Annotated in this window: 20 protein-coding genes and 2 tRNA genes; 13 read left to right on the top strand and 9 right to left on the bottom strand. The window is 40.7% G+C overall.

Going from position 1 to position 22,763, the window contains the following annotated elements; genetic code table 11:
* Nucleotides 1-348: 348 nt before the first annotated feature.
* The 11 genes from BTO21_RS02960 to gspS2 all read left to right on the top strand — a co-directional run bounded on the left by BTO21_RS02960 (nt 349) and on the right by gspS2 (nt 10,526).
* Nucleotides 349-1,941 (top strand): anthranilate synthase component 1, encoded by a 1,593-nt coding sequence (locus BTO21_RS02960; protein WP_045026651.1) that lies wholly within the window; start codon nt 349-351, stop codon nt 1,939-1,941.
* Nucleotides 1,942-1,951: 10 nt separating this feature from the next.
* The gene (locus BTO21_RS02955; protein ID WP_045026653.1) at nt 1,952-2,578 is read left to right on the top strand and encodes an aminodeoxychorismate/anthranilate synthase component II; all 627 of its coding nucleotides are present in this window, start codon (nt 1,952-1,954) and stop codon (nt 2,576-2,578) included.
* Between the two features lie 11 nt (nt 2,579-2,589).
* Entirely contained in the window at nt 2,590-3,600 is a 1,011-nt protein-coding gene (gene trpD, locus BTO21_RS02950) for an anthranilate phosphoribosyltransferase (protein ID WP_045026654.1), read from the top strand.
* Between the two features lie 2 nt (nt 3,601-3,602).
* The gene (gene trpCF / locus BTO21_RS02945; protein ID WP_065208386.1) at nt 3,603-5,003 is read left to right on the top strand and encodes a bifunctional indole-3-glycerol-phosphate synthase TrpC/phosphoribosylanthranilate isomerase TrpF; all 1,401 of its coding nucleotides are present in this window, start codon (nt 3,603-3,605) and stop codon (nt 5,001-5,003) included.
* A gap of 2 nt (nt 5,004-5,005) precedes the next feature.
* On the top strand, nt 5,006-6,196 hold the full coding sequence (trpB, locus tag BTO21_RS02940; protein ID WP_045026658.1) for a tryptophan synthase subunit beta: 1,191 nt from the start codon (nt 5,006-5,008) through the stop codon (nt 6,194-6,196).
* Complete coding sequence (gene trpA, locus BTO21_RS02935; RefSeq protein ID WP_045026659.1) at nt 6,196-7,002, top strand: tryptophan synthase subunit alpha; 807 nt, start codon at nt 6,196-6,198, stop codon at nt 7,000-7,002. Before trpB ends, trpA begins: the two co-directional genes overlap by 1 nt.
* A gap of 274 nt (nt 7,003-7,276) precedes the next feature.
* The gene (locus BTO21_RS02930; RefSeq protein ID WP_065194455.1) at nt 7,277-8,557 is read left to right on the top strand and encodes a dicarboxylate/amino acid:cation symporter; all 1,281 of its coding nucleotides are present in this window, start codon (nt 7,277-7,279) and stop codon (nt 8,555-8,557) included.
* 115 nt (nt 8,558-8,672) lie between these two features.
* A complete protein-coding gene (locus BTO21_RS02925) occupies nt 8,673-9,212 on the top strand; it encodes a septation protein A (RefSeq protein ID WP_045026661.1) in 540 nt (179 codons plus the stop codon).
* 13 nt (nt 9,213-9,225) lie between these two features.
* Complete coding sequence (yciA, locus tag BTO21_RS02920; protein ID WP_065208388.1) at nt 9,226-9,621, top strand: acyl-CoA thioester hydrolase YciA; 396 nt, start codon at nt 9,226-9,228, stop codon at nt 9,619-9,621.
* Between the two features lie 184 nt (nt 9,622-9,805).
* Nucleotides 9,806-10,105, top strand: a complete 300-nt coding sequence (locus BTO21_RS02915) for a YciI family protein (RefSeq protein ID WP_045026662.1) — start codon at nt 9,806-9,808, stop codon at nt 10,103-10,105.
* A 19-nt stretch (nt 10,106-10,124) separates the two neighbouring features.
* The gene (gspS2, locus tag BTO21_RS02910; protein WP_065192726.1) at nt 10,125-10,526 is read left to right on the top strand and encodes a type II secretion system pilot lipoprotein GspS-beta; all 402 of its coding nucleotides are present in this window, start codon (nt 10,125-10,127) and stop codon (nt 10,524-10,526) included.
* Between the two features lie 98 nt (nt 10,527-10,624).
* On the opposite strand, the gene sbmA is transcribed toward gspS2, so the two are convergent.
* From sbmA to BTO21_RS02890, 4 genes are all read right to left on the bottom strand, one after another.
* On the bottom strand, nt 10,625-11,626 hold the full coding sequence (sbmA, locus tag BTO21_RS02905) for a peptide antibiotic transporter SbmA (RefSeq protein ID WP_052672582.1): 1,002 nt from the start codon (nt 11,624-11,626) through the stop codon (nt 10,625-10,627).
* A 280-nt stretch (nt 11,627-11,906) separates the two neighbouring features.
* Nucleotides 11,907-12,848, bottom strand: coding sequence for a class I SAM-dependent methyltransferase (locus BTO21_RS02900; RefSeq protein ID WP_045026859.1), 942 nt, complete (start codon nt 12,846-12,848; stop codon nt 11,907-11,909).
* 132 nt (nt 12,849-12,980) lie between these two features.
* Nucleotides 12,981-13,187, bottom strand: a complete 207-nt coding sequence (locus BTO21_RS02895; protein ID WP_045026665.1) for a hypothetical protein — start codon at nt 13,185-13,187, stop codon at nt 12,981-12,983.
* Between the two features lie 139 nt (nt 13,188-13,326).
* Nucleotides 13,327-14,013, bottom strand: a complete 687-nt coding sequence (locus BTO21_RS02890; RefSeq protein WP_045026667.1) for a TIGR01621 family pseudouridine synthase — start codon at nt 14,011-14,013, stop codon at nt 13,327-13,329.
* Nucleotides 14,014-14,314: 301 nt separating this feature from the next.
* Here BTO21_RS02890 and cls point away from each other — a divergent pair, with 301 nt between their 5' ends.
* Nucleotides 14,315-15,775: a cardiolipin synthase gene (cls, locus tag BTO21_RS02885; protein ID WP_045026669.1), complete on the top strand. Its 1,461-nt coding sequence runs from the start codon at nt 14,315-14,317 to the stop codon at nt 15,773-15,775.
* Nucleotides 15,776-15,852: 77 nt separating this feature from the next.
* On the opposite strand, the gene yiaY is transcribed toward cls, so the two are convergent.
* Nucleotides 15,853-17,001 carry an L-threonine dehydrogenase gene (gene yiaY, locus BTO21_RS02880; protein ID WP_045026670.1) on the bottom strand — a complete coding sequence of 383 codons (1,149 nt, stop codon included), beginning with the start codon at nt 16,999-17,001 and terminating at the stop codon, nt 15,853-15,855.
* Nucleotides 17,002-17,456: 455 nt separating this feature from the next.
* On the opposite strand from yiaY, the gene BTO21_RS02875 reads away from it, so the two are divergent.
* Nucleotides 17,457-19,856 carry a GH92 family glycosyl hydrolase gene (locus BTO21_RS02875; protein WP_045026672.1) on the top strand — a complete coding sequence of 800 codons (2,400 nt, stop codon included), beginning with the start codon at nt 17,457-17,459 and terminating at the stop codon, nt 19,854-19,856.
* A gap of 120 nt (nt 19,857-19,976) precedes the next feature.
* Here the strand turns inward: BTO21_RS02875 and BTO21_RS02870 are convergent, their stop codons facing one another.
* From BTO21_RS02870 to BTO21_RS02855, 4 genes are all read right to left on the bottom strand, one after another.
* On the bottom strand, nt 19,977-21,251 hold the full coding sequence (locus BTO21_RS02870) for a DEAD/DEAH box helicase (RefSeq protein WP_045026673.1): 1,275 nt from the start codon (nt 21,249-21,251) through the stop codon (nt 19,977-19,979).
* 389 nt (nt 21,252-21,640) lie between these two features.
* Nucleotides 21,641-21,731 (bottom strand) — tRNA-Ser (locus BTO21_RS02865).
* A 27-nt stretch (nt 21,732-21,758) separates the two neighbouring features.
* Nucleotides 21,759-21,846, bottom strand: a tRNA-Ser gene (locus BTO21_RS02860).
* A gap of 213 nt (nt 21,847-22,059) precedes the next feature.
* Nucleotides 22,060-22,515 (bottom strand): L-alanine exporter AlaE, encoded by a 456-nt coding sequence (locus BTO21_RS02855; RefSeq protein ID WP_045026675.1) that lies wholly within the window; start codon nt 22,513-22,515, stop codon nt 22,060-22,062.
* Between the last annotated feature and the right edge of the window lie 248 nt (nt 22,516-22,763).

The following is a 22,763-nucleotide window of genomic DNA, read 5'->3' as shown; positions in this document are numbered from 1 at the left end:
GACAAATAGGATAGCGTCATGTTACAGCAAATTAGTTCCCAACAATCGACTTTATTCATGATTTACTGGCGGTGCTCCTGCGTATGTAAAGTGTGAAATGTAGTAACAATTTACAATTCCATATGAACTAACTATCTTCTTAGGCTTTTTTTTAGTCATTATATAGCGAACAATAACCACCCAATATATTGATTATTATATATTTGACAAAAAACAGTCACAATAATACATCTTGTTAATGATTGTCGGTAAAAGTAAAAAACTAGTCTTGCTCAAATGCTAAGTTTACGCCACTATCGAACAATGAAAGCAGGATTGCTATTTTGTACAAACGGCAGGGAGAACGCTGTGAATACTGAATTAACGGGATCTCATCCTTATGACACGACAGCATTAACTCAGCATCAACTAGAGTTACTCACTCTCGATGTGGCTTATATTGCTGACCCAACTGACGTTTACTTTACACTTTGTGGTGATAGTCCTTGTCATCTGTTATTAGAATCAGCAGAGGTTGACTCTAAACAAGATCTGAAAAGTCTATTATTAATTGATGCCGCAGTGCGGATAGTTTGTCGCGGAAAAAATGTTGTCTTAGAACCACAATCCGATAACGGTCGCCAATTATTACATGCCCTAAAAAGTCATCTAAAATCTGATATTGAAGCAACGTATTGCACTAATGGATTACAGTTACAGTTTCCAAGCCACGATCAACTTTTAGATGAAGATAGTCGTTTACGCCAAACCTCATCGTTTGATGCATTACGTCTGATTCAACATGCTTTTGATACTGATAATCACCCTCGTGATGCATTATTTATTGGTGGATTATTTGCCTATGATTTAGTGGCTGACTTTGAACCTCTTGCCGCTGTTGATGCTGATAATAACTGCCCTGATTACATTTTCTATATTGCTGAAACATTATTGATCATCGATCACCAACGTCAACAAGCACATTTGCAAGCCACCCTGTTCGGTAATAATCACTCGCAAACACACGATCGACTCCAACAGCGTTTAGCAACACTAAAAGAACGTTGTCTGAATCCACAATCATTACCCGCAGCTGAACATGTTGTGGCTGGTGAGCCCCACACCAGTATTAGTGATCACGACTTTAGCCAAACGGTAGCAGCACTTAAACAATTTGTTATTCGCGGTGATGTATTCCAAGTCGTGCCTTCACGTCAATTTACCCTGCCGTGTCCATCACCGCTTAACGCTTATAAAGCATTGAAGATAGGTAATCCAAGCCCGTACATGTTTTATCTGCATGATACTGATTTTACTTTATTTGGCGCATCACCAGAGAGTGCATTAAAATATTGTACTGAATCTAATCAAGTTGAGATTTATCCCATTGCAGGTACACGTCAACGTGGAAAAAACAGTGATGGCTCAATTAATTTAGATCTCGATACCCGCATTGAACTCGAGCTACGCTGTGACACCAAAGAAAATGCCGAACACATGATGTTAGTCGATTTAGCCCGTAATGATATTGCCCGTATTTGCCAAGCAGGCAGTCGCCACGTTGCCGATTTATTGCATGTCGACCGCTATAGTCATGTCATGCATTTAGTATCACGAGTCGTGGGTCAGTTACGCCAAGATCTCGATGCCCTTCACGCTTATCAAGCTTGTATGAACATGGGCACTTTAACGGGCGCACCTAAAATCAGAGCTATGCAGCTTATTCGTGAAGTAGAGCAGCGCCGACGTGGCAGTTATGGCGGTGCGGTTGGTTATATTACCGGTCATGGTGATATGGATACCTGCATAGTGATCCGTTCTGCTTATGTTGAAAATGGTATTGCCAGTGTTCAGGCGGGAGCAGGTGTAGTTTATGACTCAATTCCACAATCTGAAACCGACGAAACCACAACGAAAGCCCAAGCGGTTATCAATGCTATTCGTAGCACCCACCAAGGTTAAGGATCACAACATGAGCATCAATAATAATCACCATCACCCCCATATTGTGCTGCTGGATAACTTTGATTCGTTTACATATAACCTCGTAGATCAATTTCGCAGTCTTGGGTTTCCGGTCACGGTTTATCGTAATAACCTATCAGCACACCATATTGAACAAGCATTACTTGAACATAACAACTCAGTCTTAGTGTTATCACCCGGTCCTGGTGCGCCAGTTGATGCCGGATGCATGCCTGAGCTTATTCAGCGTGTAAAAGGTAAAACCCCCATGCTTGGGATTTGCCTTGGTCATCAAGCCATTGTTGAAGCTTATGGCGGTAAGGTCGCGGGCGCTGGTGATATTGTTCATGGTAAGGCCGCAATGATGACCCACAATCACCATGCGGTTTTTGGTCAGCTTGCCAACCCATTAGCGGTTGCTCGTTATCACTCGTTAGTGGCTACCGAGGTGCCTGCAGAACTTGAAACAATTGCCGATGTAAACGGATTGGTAATGGCAGTTATCAATGAGCGCGACAAGGTTTGTGGCTTTCAATTTCACCCAGAATCTATTCTCACCACCCAAGGCGCAGAGCTACTCACTCATACTCTGGCTTGGATTACAGCGGCTAACCAATGCCTCAATAACCATTAAGGAAGATGATGATGAACGCTACTATTTCGAGACTTGCAGATAAACTCTACGACCAACAACCACTGAGCCAAGCAGAAAGCCATACTCTGTTTGATGCCATCATTAATGGTGAAGTCGAGCCGATTGTGTTATCGGCGGTATTAACAGCCTTAAAAATAAAAGGGGAAACCCCTGCAGAAATTGCGGGCGCAGCGAAAGCATTAGTCAAAAATGCCAGCCCTTTCCCACGCCCTGATTATGATTTTGCTGATATTGTCGGTACCGGTGGTGATGGTGCGAATACTATCAATATTTCAACCACCGCGGCATTTGTTGCAGCAGCTTGTGGCGTTAAGGTCGCAAAACATGGTAATCGCGGGGTTTCAAGTAAATCAGGATCATCCGATTTACTCGATACATTCGGTATTAACTTAGCGATGCCAGCCCAAACAGCCCGCCAAGCGCTAGATGATCTTGGGGTATGTTTTCTATTTGCGCCGGAATACCACGGTGGTGTACGCCATGCGATGCCAGTACGTCAAACATTAAAAACCCGTACTATTTTCAATGTGCTTGGACCTTTAATTAATCCTGCCAAACCTAATATTGAATTAATGGGTGTGTACGATAATGCGTTAGTTCGCCCGATTGCTGAAACATTGGCAACGATGGGATTAAAACGTGCCGCAGTAGTACATGGCAGCGGCCTTGATGAAGTTGCGATTCATGGGGAAACGCATGTCGCTGAAATCATTGATGGTGTTATCACTGAATACACCCTTACTCCCGCTGACTTTGGTCTTAAAAGCTATCCATTAGAAGCCATTCAAGGCGGTGAGCCAGAAGAGAATCGTGCCATTATTAAAAATATTTTAACGGGTAAAGGGACACCTGCTCAGGAAGGCGCGATTGCGGTCAATGTTGCGCTCTTACTGCGTCTTTTCGGGCACCAAGATCTTAAAGCAAATACCCAACAAGCGATTGCTGCAATGCGTTCAGGCAGTGCTTACCAACTCGTAGAACAACTGGCAGCCCGAGGTTAATAATGGAAACAGTACTTGCTAAGATTATTGCTGATAAAAAAATCTGGGTTGATGCGCGTAAAGAAGCTCAGCCACTCGCCAGTTTTCGTCATCAACTAACCCTAAGTGATCGTGATTTCTACCAAGCACTCACGAACACAACCGAAAATGGCATTCAGCGACCGGCTTTTATTCTTGAATGTAAAAAAGCCTCACCATCAAAAGGATTAATTCGAGAAGATTTCGACTTAGATTATATTGCAACGGTCTATAATCAATACGCCAGTGCGATCTCGGTATTAACCGATGAAAAATATTTTCAAGGCAATGTCGAATTTTTACCCAAGGTACGTAGCCTCGTTAAACAGCCAATCTTGTGTAAAGACTTTATGATTGATAGCTACCAAGTGTATTTAGCACGTCATTATCAAGCTGATGCCATTTTATTGATGCTATCGGTACTCGATGATCATCAATACCAAACACTTGCTGCTGTGGCTAAATCGCTACAATTAGGTATTTTAACCGAAGTCAGTAATGAAGCTGAACTAACACGTGCTATCAACCTTAATGCAAAAGTCGTCGGAATTAATAACCGTAACTTACGCGATCTGAGTATTGATTTAAATCGAACTAAGCAACTTGCTCCCGATTTACCGAAAGGCACGATTGTTATTTCTGAATCAGGGATTTACACCCACCAGCAAGTACGTGAACTGTCACCTTATGCCAATGGTTTTTTAATTGGTAGTTCATTAATGGCGGCTGATAACCTTGATTTAGCCGTTCGAAAAGTATTATTTGGTGCACATAAAGTCTGTGGCCTAACGTCAACTGAAGATGCCAATAATGCTTATCAACAAGGTGCAACTTATGGTGGCTTGATTTTTGTACCATCATCACCCCGCTATATCAGTGTCGAGCAAGCGGCAGCTGTCGTCGCTTCTGCACCATTGGATTTTGTGGGGGTATTCCAAGATAGCCCACTCACAGAAATTATTACTACCGCAACAGATTTAGCACTCGCTGCCGTTCAATTACACGGTAAAGAATCACCACAATATATCACTCAGCTACGCGAAAAACTGCCCGCTGATTGCCAAATCTGGAAAGCACACGCCATTACCGATAACGTTCCTGACATCAACCAATGGCCAGCAGATAAACATCTGTTTGACAGTAAAATTAAAGGTCAAAGTGGTGGGACAGGGGTTTGCTTTGATTGGTCATTGATCGCTGATGATGATAAAGAAAACAGCTTACTTGCAGGTGGCCTCACACCTGAAAATGTCGGTCAAGCAGCCTCGTTAGGCTTTAGTGGCTTAGATATAAACTCGGGCGTTGAAAGCAAACCTGGCAAAAAAGATCCGCATAAACTAACAGCAGCCTTTACGGCAATCAAACACATTAAGGACGATAAATAATTATGAGTAAATTGAATGCCTACTTTGGTGAGTTTGGTGGTCAATATGTGCCTCAAATTTTGGTACCAGCGTTAGATCAACTCGAAGATGCTTTTATTGAAGCGCAACAAGATCCCGACTTTCAGCAACAGTTTATAGCGTTATTAAAAGACTATGCTGGACGACCAACAGCATTAACGTTATGCCAAAATTTAACTCAAGGCACAAAAACTAAACTGTACCTTAAACGCGAAGACTTACTTCATGGCGGCGCGCACAAAACTAACCAAGTATTAGGCCAAGCATTGCTTGCACAGCGAATGGGGAAAAAAGAAATTATCGCTGAAACAGGCGCGGGTCAACATGGTGTTGCTACTGCACTAGCTTGTGCGTTACTGGGGCTAAAATGCCGTATTTATATGGGGGCGAAAGACATTGAACGCCAAAGCCCTAATGTATTTAGAATGAAATTAATGGGCGCGACGGTTATTCCTGTAACCTCAGGCTCAGCAACCTTAAAAGATGCCTGTAATGAAGCAATGCGTGATTGGTCTGCCAGTTATGACACCGCCCATTACCTATTAGGTACTGCAGCAGGTCCACATCCCTTCCCAACCATCGTGCGTGAGTTTCAAAAAATCATTGGTGAAGAAACTAAAGTACAGATTATCGAAAAAGAAGGCCGTTTACCTGATGCTGTTATTGCTTGTGTTGGCGGTGGCTCTAATGCGATTGGCATGTTTGCAGATTTCATCGAAGAAAATAATGTGCGGTTAATTGGGGTTGAGCCCGCAGGTAAAGGCTTAGATACCGACATGCATGGCGCACCATTGAAACACGGTAAACTCGGTATTTTCTTTGGAATGAAAGCACCGTTAATGCAAGATGAACATGGTCAAGTCGAAGAGTCCTATTCTATTTCTGCAGGCTTAGATTTTCCATCAGTAGGCCCTCAGCATGCTCACCTTAATGCGATTGGTCGTGCTGAATATGGCGCTGTCACTGATGATGAAGCATTAGAGGCTTTTCAATTACTCGCTCGAAAAGAAGGCATTATTCCAGCACTAGAATCTGCTCATGCACTGGCTTATGCGCTAAAAATAATTGCTGACGACCCCGAAAAAGAACAATTACTGGTGGTCAATCTTTCTGGTCGTGGTGATAAAGACATCTTTACTGTCCATGATATTTTAACGGCAAAAGGAGTCTTATAATGGATCGTTATCACACCCTATTTACTCAACTTAGCGCACGAAATGAAGGCGCTTTGGTGCCATTTGTAACGCTTGGTGATCCGACGCCACAACAGTCAATGGATATTATTGATACTTTGGTTACTGCAGGCGCTGATGCATTAGAGTTAGGGATTCCTTTTTCAGATCCCCTCGCTGATGGTCCAACTATCCAAGGGGCAAATATTCGTGCCCTTGCTGCAAACACCACCCCGACAATCTGTTTTGAGATGCTAACTAAGATCCGTGCTAAATATCCTCAATTACCCATCGGATTACTGATGTATGCCAATTTAGTGTTTGCTGCTGGCATTGATGATTTTTATCGTCGTTGTGCTGATGCAGGGGTTGATTCGGTATTAATCGCCGATGTACCCGTTAATGCTTCACACGAGTTTAGAATAGCGGCAGAAACCCATGGTATTCACCCTATTTTTATCGCACCGCCTAATGCTGACGCACAAACGTTAAAAACAGTATCAGAGCTTGGAGGCGGTTATACTTATCTCCTTTCACGTGCTGGCGTCACTGGCGCTGAAACGAAAGCAGAAATGCCCATTGAGCCATTATTAGCCGCATTAAAAGCTCATAATGCGCCACCAGCGTTACTCGGTTTTGGGATTTCAACCCCAGAGCAAGTTAACACCGCCATTAAAGCAGGCGCTGCGGGTGCTATTTCAGGTTCAGCCGTGGTAAAAATTATTGAGAATAATCTTAATGATCCAGATTCAATGCTCGATCAACTCGGATTCTTTATCAGTAATATGAAATCAGCCACACTTCGCTAATACTGGTTCCATTGCCACCAACACCGTTATTGGTGGCAACATTTACATAACAACAAAATGGTGAATCAATTAATATTCACATTGGCCACCACATGATATAACCACTAAAAACTTCGCTATATGCTCAATACATTTCAAAAAAAGCAAAAAATCACACCAAAATAAATGGTTATATATTGCTAACATATCTCCTTCAGTGTAAAAGTCATATCAAACATACAAAATAATAATAACAGTAGCACTTACAATAAAAAACAAACCAACAACATTATTAATGTGTTATTTCGATATCACTGGGGTATATATCGTGTTAAAAAATCAAAATCTGTTACATAATATCGGTGTACAAGTTGTTATAGCAATGATCATCGGTACGATCGTCGGCATCATAATGGGACATGATGCTGTGATGTTTGCACCGCTTGGTAGCCTTTTTATCCATCTAATTAAAATGCTCGTGATCCCTTTAGTTGCGGTCGCTATTATTTCTGGTGCAGCAAGCTTAGGTAATAGCCATGCCGCGGGTAAAATAGGCATTACAACATTGGCTTTCTTCGGTATAACGTCAGCACTGGCTGTTGCGTTAGCACTAGTGATGGGCGTGGTATTTCAACCGGGAATAGGCGTTGATTTATCGGGTGTTGCGGGCATGTTTGCCAACACTTATGCCGATAAAGGCACATTACCCTCATTTTGGGCAACCATCTTAGGCATGATCCCAACCAATATTTTTAATTCCCTTAATGAAGCTAATATCCTTCAAATTCTCATCTTTTGTCTATTTTTTGGTATTGCGCTTTCTAAATTAGAACTCGAACGCCGCCAACCTTTAATTAACGGAATAAATGCTATTGTCGATGCCATGGTATGGATGATAAATGTAGTAATGAAATTTGCACCAATTGGTGTGTTTGGTTTAATGGCAGACGCTATTGGTAGCTTTGGGTTCAGTGCATTAACAGTTGTACTTAAACTCTTTGTTGTTTATATCGCAGCTATTTTGATCTACGGCTTTATTGGTTATCCAATCATGATCAAACTGTTTTCTAAAACCTCACCACTTAAATTTCTTGTCGCAATGAAAAAACCACAAGCGGTAGCGTTATCGACCGCATCATCAATGGCGACACTCCCCGTTACAATGGAAACCTGTGAAGAAGAGTTGGGCGTTAAAAATTCAACGGCTGCATTTGTATTACCCCTTGGTGCCACGATCAATATGAGCGGTAATGCTATTTACTATGGTTTAGTCGCTATTTTCTTTGCTCAAATATTTAATATTGAACTGGGCATAAGTGCTTACATTGCGATAATTGTTACCTCAACTATTGGTGCCATTGGTCAAGCAGGTGTACCTGGTCCCTCATTTTTAGTGGTTGCCGTCTTACTCTCAGCTGGTATTCCAATTGAAGGCTTACCGTTATTGTTTGCTCTAGATCGTATCTTCGACATGATTCGTACCGCGCTCAATATCACTGGTGATGCCGCATGTGCGGTGATTATTGATAGTTTATATGAAACTCAAGAGCAACCCGTAGCAGCAACGGCATCATAATCACACTCCATTTAATAGTATGAACAATGGCTACTTGGGCAACTAAGTAGCTTTTTTTCATTCAGGGCTTGTAACAGGTATACTCTGAAAAATTCTTTTTAATGAGCCAGTACCAATGAAACAACTAATAGAGTTTATTCCATTACTGATCTTTTTCGTGTTATTTAAAACCAGTGGTATTTTTGTCGCAACGGGTGCATTGATTATAACCACAGCAATTCAACTGATCGTGACATGGTTTATCTATAAAAAAATCGAAAAAATGCAACTCATCACTTTTGCTATGGTTGCTATTTTTGGTGGTTTAACACTGGTCTTACATGATGAAAATTTCATTAAATGGAAAGTCACTATTATTTATGGTTTATTTGCACTTGCATTGCTTATTAGCCAGATAATGCACAAGCCATTGATTAAATCGATGCTCGGCAAAGAAATGACCTTGCCTGATAACGTTTGGTTACGTATCAATCTTGCATGGACGGTGTTTTTTGTTGTTTGTGCTATTGTAAACATTTATATTGCATTCAATTTTCCGCTTGATATTTGGGTGGATTTCAAGGTATTTGGTTTGTTAGCGTTAACGCTGCTATTTACCTTTGCCACGGGTGGCTATATTTATCGCCACTTACCTAAAAGCCCTGATGATAAATAAAGTTGTATAACCGATGATTACTGAAAACAATATCCCTCGTGGACAGCTGTTACTGCGTACTTTAGCGATGCCTGCCGATACTAATGCCAATGGTGATATTTTTGGTGGTTGGATCATGTCACAACTGGATCTTGCTGGTGCTATCTTAGCCAAAGAGATCTCTCGCGGTCGGGTGGTGACTGTTTCTGTTGATAAAATCGAATTTAAAGCGCCTGTTGGCGTAGGTGATGTTGTTTGTTGCCACGGTGAATGTAAACGCATCGGTAATACATCAATGAGTGTGGGCTTAGAAGTATGGGTAAAACCTGTCGCCGTTGATGGCATCGGTGAACGTTACCGTGTCTGTGAAGCGACATTTAATTATGTCGCAATCAATAGCGAAGGCCGTCCACGTAAAATTGAAGCATAGCAATAAACCACACAAATCAAAAAACACGTAATTAATAATAAGCACTAACAATCGTTGGTGCTTTTTATTATTTCCCTAGATCTACTTGTTAGCTATCAATATTTAGTTAGTATGGTGGCATACTAAAAACAGTACGAAGCGTTATTCGTAATGTAAACCATAACCAAAATAGGGAATGCCTAATATGTGGTATGTAATTTTTTCTCAAGATGTTGAAAATAGCCTAGAACGCCGCATGAGTGTACGTGAGCAACACTTAGCGCGTCTAAAAGAACTTCAACAACAAGATCGCTTATTGGTAGCGGGTCCAATGCCTGCCATTGATAGTGAAAACCCAGGTGAAGCAGGTTTTACAGGTTCAACTGTTATTGCTGATTTTGAGTCATTAGAACAAGCACAACAATGGGCCAATGCAGATCCATATATTGACGCTGGTGTTTACGCTAATGTGATCGTTAAACCCTTTAAAAAAGTATTACCTTAAATATACTCAGGATCAACTTGTGAACCTAACTAAAACAAAAAAATTACTGGTTGCCGCTGTCGGTCTGTTTATCCTTGGTGGCTGTGCTTCTCACGACCAACAAATGGTTGCAGAATCACTGGCACAATCACGAGCTGCAGCGATTGATAGTAAAGCGCCCTATCCTAAAATTGATGCTTACCAAATCACTCAAGCTTACGCGAGTAAGAATACGGTAAAAATCAATATTCTTTATGGTGGTAATGGTCGCATCAAACCAACAATGGCGATCAAAACGGCCAGTACTAATTATTGCCGTAATGCTGAGCTTATACCACTGTTCAAGCATGGGGTTAATTATTTAATCACCATTCGTGATGTCAGTGGACGTGAACTTGTATCACAAGCTATTACAGAAAAATATTGTGAGTCTCTGAAATAATTAGCACTATGATAATATAAAAAGCCCTGACCAACGTCTATACGACTTCAACGAGAAAGAGTATAGACTGGTTAGGGCTTTTATATCATCGAAATAAATCAATCAACAGGTACACTTTCAATATTAATAGCATCATTAATCTGCACTTCAAATGATCGTAATCTTTTATAAATAGACATTAATTCTACAATTGTGCTCCATGAGTGTACAAGAAATTGAAACGACTCTTCTACTTTCCCAAAGGCTCTTAATATTTGTTGCATTACGCCTAATGTTAACGCGCCAGAAACAATCGCAGGACCGAGCGCAATATAAGGAACAATTACGGTATATTGAATATACGACCATTTAGCGATATCAAAATATAAATAATGACGATATAAATTAAAGTAATTTTTACGCACATTAAAAAATAATTCTTTAACGGTTTCAGGCTTAGCGCGCGCGGTATTATCTTCACCAAACACTAACTCTTTACGATAAGCAGCTTCTACTTTTTGATTTTTAAACTCTAAACCAGGTAAACGAATGCCAACAATCGCCAATAATACCGTTCCAAATAATGCAGAAATAATGGCTAAATAAACCAATGACCTATCAACACTGCCAATCCATGGTAGCTCAGTGATATTCTCACTTAACGTCCATAGAATAGGTAAAAATGCGAATAACGTCATGAGTGATCGCATAAAGCTAACACCTAGGCTTTCTACAATACGTGCGAAACGCATGGTATCTTCTTGTACTCGTTGTGATGCCCCTTCTATATGACTAATTTTATCCCAATGCTTCATATAATAGTTATTCATCGCGGTACGCCAGCGAAACACATAGTGCCGAACAAAGAAATCGAGAATAACGGCAATAACGATATACACCGATACAATATTGAAAAACTCAATACAACCAGCCAGAAATTCATCAAACGTCACCGCATTGGGTGTTGCTAACGCTTTTTGAATAAGATCATAAAAACTGCCAAACCATTCATTCACTTCTACGTCTATCTGCACTTTATACCAAGTAACATATAAAATAATGGCACTACCGACAATCGACCATAAGAACCAGCGACGATCGAGAAAGAACGATTTAAACATAACGACACATCCTTAATGTATTTGGATTGAGTGCACCCCTTGCACTGACAATTTAATCAATTAATTTTATTTTTAACTGCTCATTTTAGTATTTGTCACTGACCACAAAAACGCAACATACAAACCGCAATAAAGTTCATATGACTTGTTATAATAAAAAGTTTACTGCTAATTTTAGATAAAAAAATCCCTTATCTACTCTTAACTAAAACTAGTAGAGTCGATAAGGGATTCTTATTTTAGCTGTCTATTATAACACTAAAAATATAACGCTAAAAAATTAGCAATGGCGCTCAAAAACTAAAGCTTTAAGACCCGCTTCTAGCTCAATATCTTTAAACTCAGCAGGGTTTTCTAAACGATGAGAGAACACCATATCTGGTGCTTCAGCAGCCATACCATCAATCAAAAATTGACAGGTTAACGTTGGATCATTCACACACGCTAATACAACACCGTCTGCGGTTAATAATTCAGGTAAACGACGTAAAATCTTTTGGTAGTCTTTTGTCAGTGCAAAACTGCCCTTTTGGAATGATGGCGGATCAATAATGATTAAATCATAAGGACCCATCTTGCGCACTTTACCCCACGACTTAAATAATTCATGACCGAGGAAACTCACTTTCTTTAAATCATGGTTATTAAGATGGTGATTATCACGACCACGACTTAATGCCGCTTTTGCCATATCAAGGTTAACCACAAATTCTGCACCACCAGCGATTGCTGCCACAGAAAAACCACAAGTATAAGCAAATAAGTTAAGTACTCGTTTACCCGCAGCATGCTCACGGACCCAATCACGACCATAACGCATATCTAAAAATAAACCGTTATTTTGATTGCGGCCTAAATCTAATTTGTAGGTTAAACCGCTTTCAATCACATCTTGATAGTCTGAGCTTTGTCCCCACAACACATCCATTGGCGAACCTTGACGATCGCGATGTTGCAACAGTAAAGAACGGGCACCACTTGTTTGCCAAGCATCTGTTTGCGTTAATGCTGCGAGCAAGTCCGTTAAGGCTTGCATAAAATCAGCATCAGGCTCTTTAAATAAGGAAACCAGTACTTGACCTTGAAGCCAATCAACGGTGATTTGTTCAAGCCCTTGCCAACAGCGGCCACGACCATGGAACAATCGGCGAACTTCTGTTGGTGGTGTTGCTAAAGCCGTTAATAAATGGGCTTCTAAAGTAGGTAGAGCACTAATTTCCATAATATCATTCAACATAGTCAATTTAAGGCGGCTATTCTATACGTTGCGCTTAAGAATACCAACCACTGACAAAATAGAATCATTCAGTGACTTCTCACCGCCCGTATTGGGCGATGGTTTACGGCGAAATTGCTAAGGTTTCGCACGTAATATATATTCAACTGAATAGTCCATCACACTGGTGGGATGTAAGGTAAGTGTCGCTGATGATGAGAGAAAATGACGAGGGGTAGTTTCAGGTAATAATAGATATTGTTGGGCACGATTTCGACGATGATGTGATTGGCGTTTTTGCTGAGAAACTCGCATTTTAAGTGTACGTGAATGAGCACTGCGCATTGTAAACCTCTAACTAATACATTCCCTTGTCGTATTATAATTTATCAATACCAAAAAGAAATGCACATCCACGATTTACAAATCAATTGCTGATAATATCCACAGTTAATTGCTAACTGTGGATATTTAATTCAGATCACTATTTTTTAGTCGCCAATACAGGCCATGATAACGTCCAAGGCTGATGCCATTCTGCTAATGCTAACTGTGCTTCGGCTGTCGACCATAATTCTCCGAAGCTAGGCGGGCATAAAAATTGTTGTAACTCACCTTGGTAAGGAAAACGTAAACCATAAGCGTGTAAATAGCCCCGATCTGCGGCTTCATTGCCATAGATATCATCACCCGTAATGCCGGAACCGACGCTACGTAATGCAACACGAATTTGATGGGTTTTACCTGTGTGAGGTTTACACATAAATATCCGTCGCCCTTCCCCTGCTGCGGCAGAGAAAAACTGGGTTATGGCAGGGTTCACTTTGGTGATTTCTAATTTCCAACTACTACGACGTGAACGAGTCATATCACCGATGACAACACCTTGTTTTTTCTTTGGCTTTTTAGTGGCAATAGCGACATAAAACTTTTCAACCCGACGCTCAGCAAAATTAGCACATAATGCCGCCGCCGCGGGTTTATTACGCCCAAGTAACAATAACCCTGACGTCATCTTATCAAGTCGATGAATTAAATAGAGCTTCTCATCACCTGTTTGCTCGGCAACGGCTGCCAGTAATGGCTGATCATTATCGTCTTTATGAACACTGATCCCAGGGTGTTTATTAATAACTAAAAAATCAGAGTGCTGGTAAACAAGATCAAACATAATGAAAATAACGCCTTTACGGTACAAAGATGGCGCGAGTATAACCAGCCACTCAAAAAAGAACAGTCTTGAGGTTTATATTATTGGTTATCGTTAAGCGTCCTTATTCCAAAGATCGCTAAGCCTTATGCTATCGGTTTAATTACCCCCTCTCTTTTTTATCCCCTGAAATGGTAACACTCCCTCAAAAATAGCCTTGATTATTCAGTATAAGCACTAAAGAGCAGTGAATATTAGGTTTTTTTTCCATTTCAATGCACTATACATACAAATTGTATTTATATATTGATGAAGTCATTCGATGGAACAGTTTTATCAAATCTTAACGTGGATTGGCATTTTCGCCTATTGGCTGTTAATTGCCGCTGTCACTGTGCGTGTGGTCTTCAAACGACGAGCTGTTGGTGTATCTCTCGCATGGATGATGATTATTTATATCGTCCCCATTGGTGGTGTTATCGCCTACCTCTTATTTGGCGAACTGAATCTTGGCAAAAAACGGGCAGAACGTGCTCGAGAAATGTTTTTCCCTTTTGCGAGCTGGTTTCAATGTCTCACTGACTGCCCCGGTCACCAGCCACAAAATATGAGTGATGTAGCAAAACCCATTAGCGATCTGTGTGAAAACCGCCTTGGATTACCAGGATTAGTCGGTAATCACCTGTCCTTAAAATCGTCAACAGATGAAATTTTACGGGCTCTTATTGCTGATATTAATAATGCGCAACATTCTATTCATCTAGAGTTTTACATCTGGAATCCTGGTGGTCTTGCTGATGAAGTTGGAGTGGCACTGATCCAAGCGGCTAAGCGCGGTATTAACATTCGAATATTACTTGATTCGGCAGGCAGCATGCGTTTCTTCCGTTCTCACTGGCCAAAGTTGATTCGTGGTGCAGGAATTGAGTTGGTAGAAGCACTAGCAGTATCACCCTTTAGAATGTTCTTACGCCGTCTCGATTTACGTCAACACCGAAAAATAGTGGTGATTGATGACAATATTGCGTATACCGGTTCGATGAACTTAGTTGATCCTGCTTTCTTTAAAGTTGATGCCGGTGTCGGCCAATGGGTTGATGTGATGGTAAGAATCAGTGGCCCTACGGTTTCAGTACTAAATTGTATTCAAGCATGGGATTGGGAAGTTGAAACTGGACAACGGTTTTTACCACCATTACCTGCCTGTAAAATACCAACAGAAGATAAACCCGAGTATGACACGGTACAAGTGATCCCATCAGGCCCAGGGATGCCCGATGATATTATTCATCAAGTATTGCTATTAAGTATTTACCAAGCAAAGAAAAGTATTGTTATTACAACCCCTTACTTTGTTCCGAGTGAGCACTTATTACATGCTATGAAAGGCGCGGCTGAACGTAATATTGCGGTACATATTGTGCTACCAAAGAAGAATGATTCGACCATGGTTGAATGGGCAAGTCGCTCTTTCTTTAGTGACCTTTTAAAATCAGGAGTACATATTCACCGTTTTCATGGTGGCCTATTACATACTAAATCAGTGGTCATTGATGATTCCCATTGCTTAATTGGTACGGTTAACCTTGATATGCGCAGTTTATGGCTTAATTTCGAAGTCACAATGGCAGTTGATAATCTTGAGTTCACTCATAAACTTAGCCAATTACAGCAAAGTTACATTGCAGACTCAGAACCCGTTGATAAAGTAAAATGGGAAAAACGCTCAGTACGCAATAAGCTTGTTGAACGCTTCTTCTATATGTTCAGCCCATTATTATAAAAACAAAAACGCCTCGATGATCGAGGCGTTTTTTTATGTATTATTTAGCGCTAATATTTTATAGCTAACATTAATCGTTACATTGCATCCATAAAGATTTGTGAAATTTCTTCATGAGAAGCTTGTTTAGGGTTAGTAAAACCACACGCATCTTTTAATGCATTATCAGACAACAAAGCGATATCTTCTGCTTTTACATTCAGCTCTTTTAAGCCAGCAGGAATACCTACATCTTGAGATAATACCATGATCGCATCAATGGCAGCAGCAGCGCCTTGCTGTGGTGTCATTTCACTCACATTCACACCCATTGCTGCGGCAACATCACGTAAACGCTCAGGACACACTTGCGCGTTATAACGTTGAACATGAGGTAATAATACAGCGTTACACACACCATGAGGCAGATTATAAAAACCACCCAGTTGGTGCGCCATTGCATGTACATAACCTAACGACGCGTTGTTAAATGCCATACCTGCCATAAATTGTGCATAAGCCATTTGCTCACGCGCATTTAAGTTTTGACCGTCTTTTACAGCTGTACGCAAATTCACTTCAATCAATTCAATCGCTTTAATCGCTACCGCATCTGTAATTGGTGTAGCGGCAATTGAAACATAAGCTTCAATCGCATGCGTTAATGCGTCCATACCTGTTGCTGCAGTCAATGACGCAGGTTTTGCTAACATTAACTTAGGATCATTAACTGACATTAACGGTGTGGTATTTTTATCGACAATCGCCATTTTAATGTGACGCGATTCATCAGTAATAATACAGAAACGAGTCATTTCAGAAGCAGTACCTGCTGTTGTGTTAATCGCAACAACGGGTAATTGTGGTTTTGCAGAACGGTCAACACCTTCGTAATCACCAATTTGACCACCGTTAGCAGCAAGTAATGCAATGCCTTTTGCGCAATCATGCGGTGAACCGCCACCGAGTGAGATAACAAAGTCACAGCCATTATCTTTAAGCAGTGCTAAACCTTGATCAACATTGGTGATCGTTGGGTTTGGTTGAGTACCATCATAAACAACAGAATCAATATTGCGTTCAGTTAATAACACCGCAACTTGCGTCACCACACCAATTTCATTTAATACCTTATCGGTAACTATTAGTGCTTTTTTAAAGCCGTGAGCCTTAATCGCATCAGCTGCTGCTGTTAAACAACCTGCACCCATAAAGTTAACGCTTGGAATATAAAATGCACTGCTCATAATAACTTACCTTATTTTTTAAATATTCATTATCAAATATGCCTTGTTCTATAAAACAGATTTAAGTAATGGCATTCATTAAAAATACTCTCTAGGTATTTTTACGCCTTTCGTTATCAAATCTATTTGATCTAAAACAAGCATTGAAAAAACACTGTAAGTTATCTGCAATACTATGAAGCTGATCGCAAAAATGGCTAATTATTATTTACTGACAGAAACAATATCATTCATTAAGGAAACATAATCCTCGCTAAAAACAGCATGAAGCAGCCTCACGTTTCAATTTAATCGGTACAAAAGTCCAGTAAATGATTGTTTTATCATCTTACTACAGCAGTGATTCCCCCCTACTATGCGGCTAACGAAGCTTATTCTTACTCTTGGCACTTGAGAATATTCACTCTTGGTCGACGTGAACATTCTCACACTACATATTTGTTAGGTGGAACATTATGACGTTTAAATTGACTCCGATTGCTATCTCACTGGTATTGTCATTAGGTTTATTGGGCTGTAACAGCGATAACAATAAGCAACCTGAAATCACCACACCTGATACTAGCTTGCCTGCAACACCGATTATCAACATGGCAGTTTTGAAATATATCGATCCTATGATTGGTACTGCAGCTTCTGGACACACATTCCCAGGGGCGGTTGTTCCACGCGGTATGGTGCAATTAAGCCCTGATACATTTAAAGGCACTAATGCTGACACTGAAGCAGGTCAAAACCCATGGCATTCAGCGTCAGGTTACTGGGATGCCAGTGATTATGTTGCAGGAGATGTGTTAGCAACAGATTTAAACATTTATGGTTTTTCTCATACTCACCTATCAGGTACTGGAGCGACAGATCTCGGTGACATCCTCGTATTACCATATTCAGATATCGCCAATAGTGAAAATAATGCGTTTAATAAAGCGACTGAAATCGCATCACCGGGTTACTACTCAGTTGTGCTTAACAATGGCAATATTAAAGCTGAGTTAACTACCACTACCCGTGTCGGTGTCCATCGTTATACTTATGCACCAGACGCGGATCGTAAAATCAAACTCGACCTAGCCCACACGCTTACAGCTAATAATGGTGAATCCTTACAAAACCGCGTCGAGTTAGTTGATGAATACACTATTCGTGGCCGTCGCGTTTCTACAGGTTGGTTCCAAGGCCAAGATATTTTCTTCTACGCGCAATTTAATCAGCCCATTGCTCATGCGATGATTGCCCGTGATGGTGGCGATGCAATGGACATGCAGATGGGCGCAGTTTACGGCTCAATCAATAGTCCTAATAAAGAACAGATCACTTATTTAGATTTTGGCAAAGGTAATCAACCGATTGAAATGCGCGTCGCGCTATCACCTGTAGATTGGGAAGGTGCACAAAAGAATTTAGAAGCAGAAACGCCAACTTACAATTTTGCTAATGTTAAAGTGAATGCGGAACTTGCATGGGCGAAAGAACTTGCTACCGTTCAAGTAAAAGGCGGTTCTGAGGCTGAGAAAACCAACTTCTACACTGCGATGTATCACGCCATGATTGCCCCAGTTGAGTATCAAGACGTCGATGGTCGTTACCGTGATCTACTTGGAGCAATTCGTCAGGCTGACGGCTATAAGAACTATTCGGTTTATTCAACATGGGATACTTTCCGTGCTGTTCATCCTCTACTAACCATCACTAACCCACAACATGCAACTGACTTAGCCAATGACTTGATCCGTAAATCACAAGAAACAGGATTACTGCCAAAATGGGAAGGTTATGGTGAAGAAACAGGCACTATGATTGGCTATCCTGCCACCGCAATTATTGGTGATGCCGTCGTCAAAGGCTTGAATGTTGATCCTCAAGATGCATTAGAAGCAGCGAAGAAATCAGCTTATTACCGTCCGTATGACTTCCCTCAAATTCCCGATCATACTTTGCAAGCCGTGATGGCTGGTCAACTAAGTTACTATGAACGTGATAAGTGTGTCGGTTTACCTAACTGGAACTCAGTCTCTTATGCGTTAGAGTTTTCATACTATGATTGGACTATCGCGCAAATGGCAAAAGCGGCCGGTGATGATGCTGCTTATAACGAGTTTAACGATCGTGCCTATTGGTCTTTAAATCATTGGGATAAAGAGGCTGGCTTCTTTGTACCGGTGAAACTAAACAGTTGTGAAAAAGAGTTCGCTTCTGATGCCTTTAATCCATACAGCTCAGATGCGTTATGGTATACCGAAGGTAATGCGTGGCAGTGGCAATGGACGTTCATGCAAGATCTCGACAAGTTAACTGAAGTCATGGGCGGTACTGAAGGGTTCAATACTAAGTTGAATGACTTATTCACAGCTGATGCTAATGGCGGTGAAAACCACCAAGATATGACAGGCTTTATTGGTCAATATATTCATGGTAACGAGCCATCGCACCACGTAATTTACCTGTATAACCGTACCAATGAATCATGGAAGACTCAAGAATATCTCGATAAGGTTTACAAAGAATTCTATAAGCCAACCCCAGACGGCATCATTGGTAATGAAGACGTCGGTCAAATGTCTGCATGGTACATTATGTCAGCAATGGGCTTTTATCAAGTCACCCCAACTGATCCAACCTACACCATTGGTCGCCCTATTTTTGATGAAGTAACAATCAAGCTACCAACGGGTGATTTTACTATCACGGCAGAGAATAACAGCAGTGATAATAAGTATGTGAAATCAGCGTTGATTAACAGCAAACCACTGGATGTCTTTAATAGCTTTGAGCACAGTGAAATTAAAGCCGGTGGAACATTGCACTTTGTAATGACCGCCGATAAATCACAAGCTATGGCAGCACGACTAAACTAAGACCTACGTCTCTAAATCGCGATTAACAGCCATAAAAAAATCCCTCGTTAGTTATAACGAGGGATTCTTATGTTTAGCTCAAGCTATTATGACAGCCTGTTATCAATCTAATAATCAGTCTTATGACCAAAAATCGTCAACAGGTGCTGGCTTATTTTTACGTTTCTTTTTGCCAGTGCCTTCAGGTTTTGCCATTGGCTTCTCTGCCGCTAACAATGTTTCAGACTCATCAACTTCAAAACCTGCTACTTGTTCACGCTCAAGTCGAACTTTATTCTTCTTCTCGATAACTTTAAAGTGATGGCTGTCTTCATAATCAATCAATGATAACGCTAAACCCACTTCACCCGCACGACCACTACGACCAATACGGTGCATGTAATCTGCAGGGCTACGTGGTAAATCAAAGTTAATCACTACTGGTAGTTTTTCAATATCAAGACCACGAGCGGCAATATCCGTTGCAATAAGTACTTCAATATCACCTAATTTAAAGGCTTCTAACACACGCGTACGTGCACCTTGACCTTTATCACCGTGGAAGACTTCTGCACAAATACCACGCTTAGACAATTTATCGGCTAAGTGCTCACAGGTATTTTTAGCATTTACAAAAATCAGTACTTGGCGCCATTGATTTTCTTTAATCAAATGCGCTAACACTGCGGTCTTCTCACCTTTATTAACGGTGAATACACGTTGTACTAGCGTACTTGCATCAACACTTTGTAATTGCAGCTCAACCGGATCGTTCAGTAATTCTTGAGTTAGTGTCTGTACTTGCTCAGGAAACGTTGCTGAAAATAATAGCGTTTGCTTCTTTTTAGGCAACAATGCTAATAATGCTGATAATTCTTCAGTAAAGCCAAGGCTTAGCATGCGATCAGCTTCATCAAGTACTAAGGTTTTAACCCGATCAAGCTTAATCGCATTACTTGAAATCAAATCTAATAATCGACCAGGAGTTGCCACTAAAATATCTGTGCCGCCACGTAGTGCTAGCATTTGGGTATTGGCTGATACACCACCAAACACAGCAACGGTTTTAATTGCGCCGTTAAAATGCGTTGCATAAGATTTAATGCTATCTGCAACTTGTTTTGCTAGCTCACGAGTAGGAACTAAAACCAGCCCTGAAACATAGTTACCCTTCGCATTTTTATTCTCAGTAGCTTTAGTTTGATGCAACTGTTGTAACAACGGCAAAGCAAATGTTGCCGTTTTACCTGAACCTGTGTTTGCACCCGCAATTAAGTCACGTCCCGCTAATACACTCGGAATAGCTTGTGCTTGAATAGGCGTTGGCTGTTGATATTCCAGCTCCGTTAATCGTGCTAACAAAGGTGTAATAAGGCCAAGTTCAGCAAAGTTGGCAGGTGTTGTAATAGTGGTCATTAATATACAGGCTCAAAACTAAGATAATTATTGTCATTTTAGCTTATTTAGCTTGCAGTCAGTTAGTGATATTCCTTTATGGGGATAACTGACGTATTTCTAGGAGGGTTTATGGGGCTATTCCTGATGAGTTATTTTCAGTGCCCCACTTAATTTGAGCTATCCGTGATCTATTCACCACGCCATTGAGCATTAAAGATACCTGTGAAAATATGCTACAAAATCAACGAAAACAATAATGCTACAACGCTACAACGCGCTGATAGTAGATTCCCTATCCCGTTCGTAACCTCACTGCAGGGAATGACGGGATGAGTTTTGCCGTCACCGTTAGGATTTATTCCAGACGTAAAAAAGCCGTTAACTTTCGTTAACGGCTTTTTTGAATGTGGCGGAGAGATAGGGATTTGAACCCTAGATACGCTATAAACGTATGCTGGTTTTCAAGACCAGTGCTTTCAACCGCTCAGCCATCTCTCCAATTTTTATATCTCTTTAAAAGAGATATGGCGGTGAGGGAGGGATTCGAACCCTCGATACGTTGCCGTATACACACTTTCCAGGCGTGCTCCTTCAGCCACTCGGACACCTCACCACATTGTTGCCAACAACGCTTTGCTTGTCGACGGCGTGTAATATATTGATTTATGGGATCTACGTCAAGGGTTTTTATGTGAGTTTTTTTCAATTGCCGACTTATACTGCAATTCGGGCTGTTATTGTACCAAAATCATTATTTACCATCGTTTAAAAACAACAAAAGCACCTCTGAGGGTGCTTTTGATTAATAAAATAAAACTAACACAAGTTAAATAATAGGTTGAGCCGTCGCAGTAACACGGAACATTCTACGGCAAAGTTCAAGAAATTGACCATAAACTACGCCTAGAGCACCAGATACTAAAATGTTACTCATTACCGCTGCTATTACTTGTTCTTTATTTGCACCAACAGCCAGAAGAATACAGGCATAGATAGGTGACTGGAATACCACGTATGCCACCATATCTGATAATCCTTTCATCCATCGTGTTGGCGATAACTTACTACCATAACCAATAACATAATCACGAAACATTCCGTATGGCCATGCAATCGCGATATTAATCGGGATTGATAACGTACGTGATGCTAATGACTGTTCAAAAGACATACCTGAAATAAAAACTTCAATCATCATCCCAGTAATAAAGCTAAATACCACCATTGCAAATATATCTGCAGCCGCATTTCTAACTCTAAATGGCACTTTAATAACAGACATTTATGTCCCTTACCCTAGCAAAATCAACCAGTATTAACATGGTAAACGTTACTTAAAACCATATAACCAACACCATGCAGTTTATGTGCGGATTAGAACAGCTTTTTTACAAAATAAGGTACTATTTTTACATTCAGTTTAGATTTATTAACTAAAAATCCTTATATTAGTAGTTATTTCAACTATGGCAATTTTAACTAAAATAGCTTTAAATATTATCTAGTTACAGATATACGAATTACGTATAG

This window comes from Photobacterium phosphoreum (assembly GCF_002954725.1).
GTDB classification, from domain to species: Bacteria; Pseudomonadota; Gammaproteobacteria; order Enterobacterales; family Vibrionaceae; genus Photobacterium; species Photobacterium phosphoreum.
The sequence above is the reverse complement of the archived record's forward strand: the minus strand, read 5'-3'. Positions and strand labels throughout refer to the sequence as shown.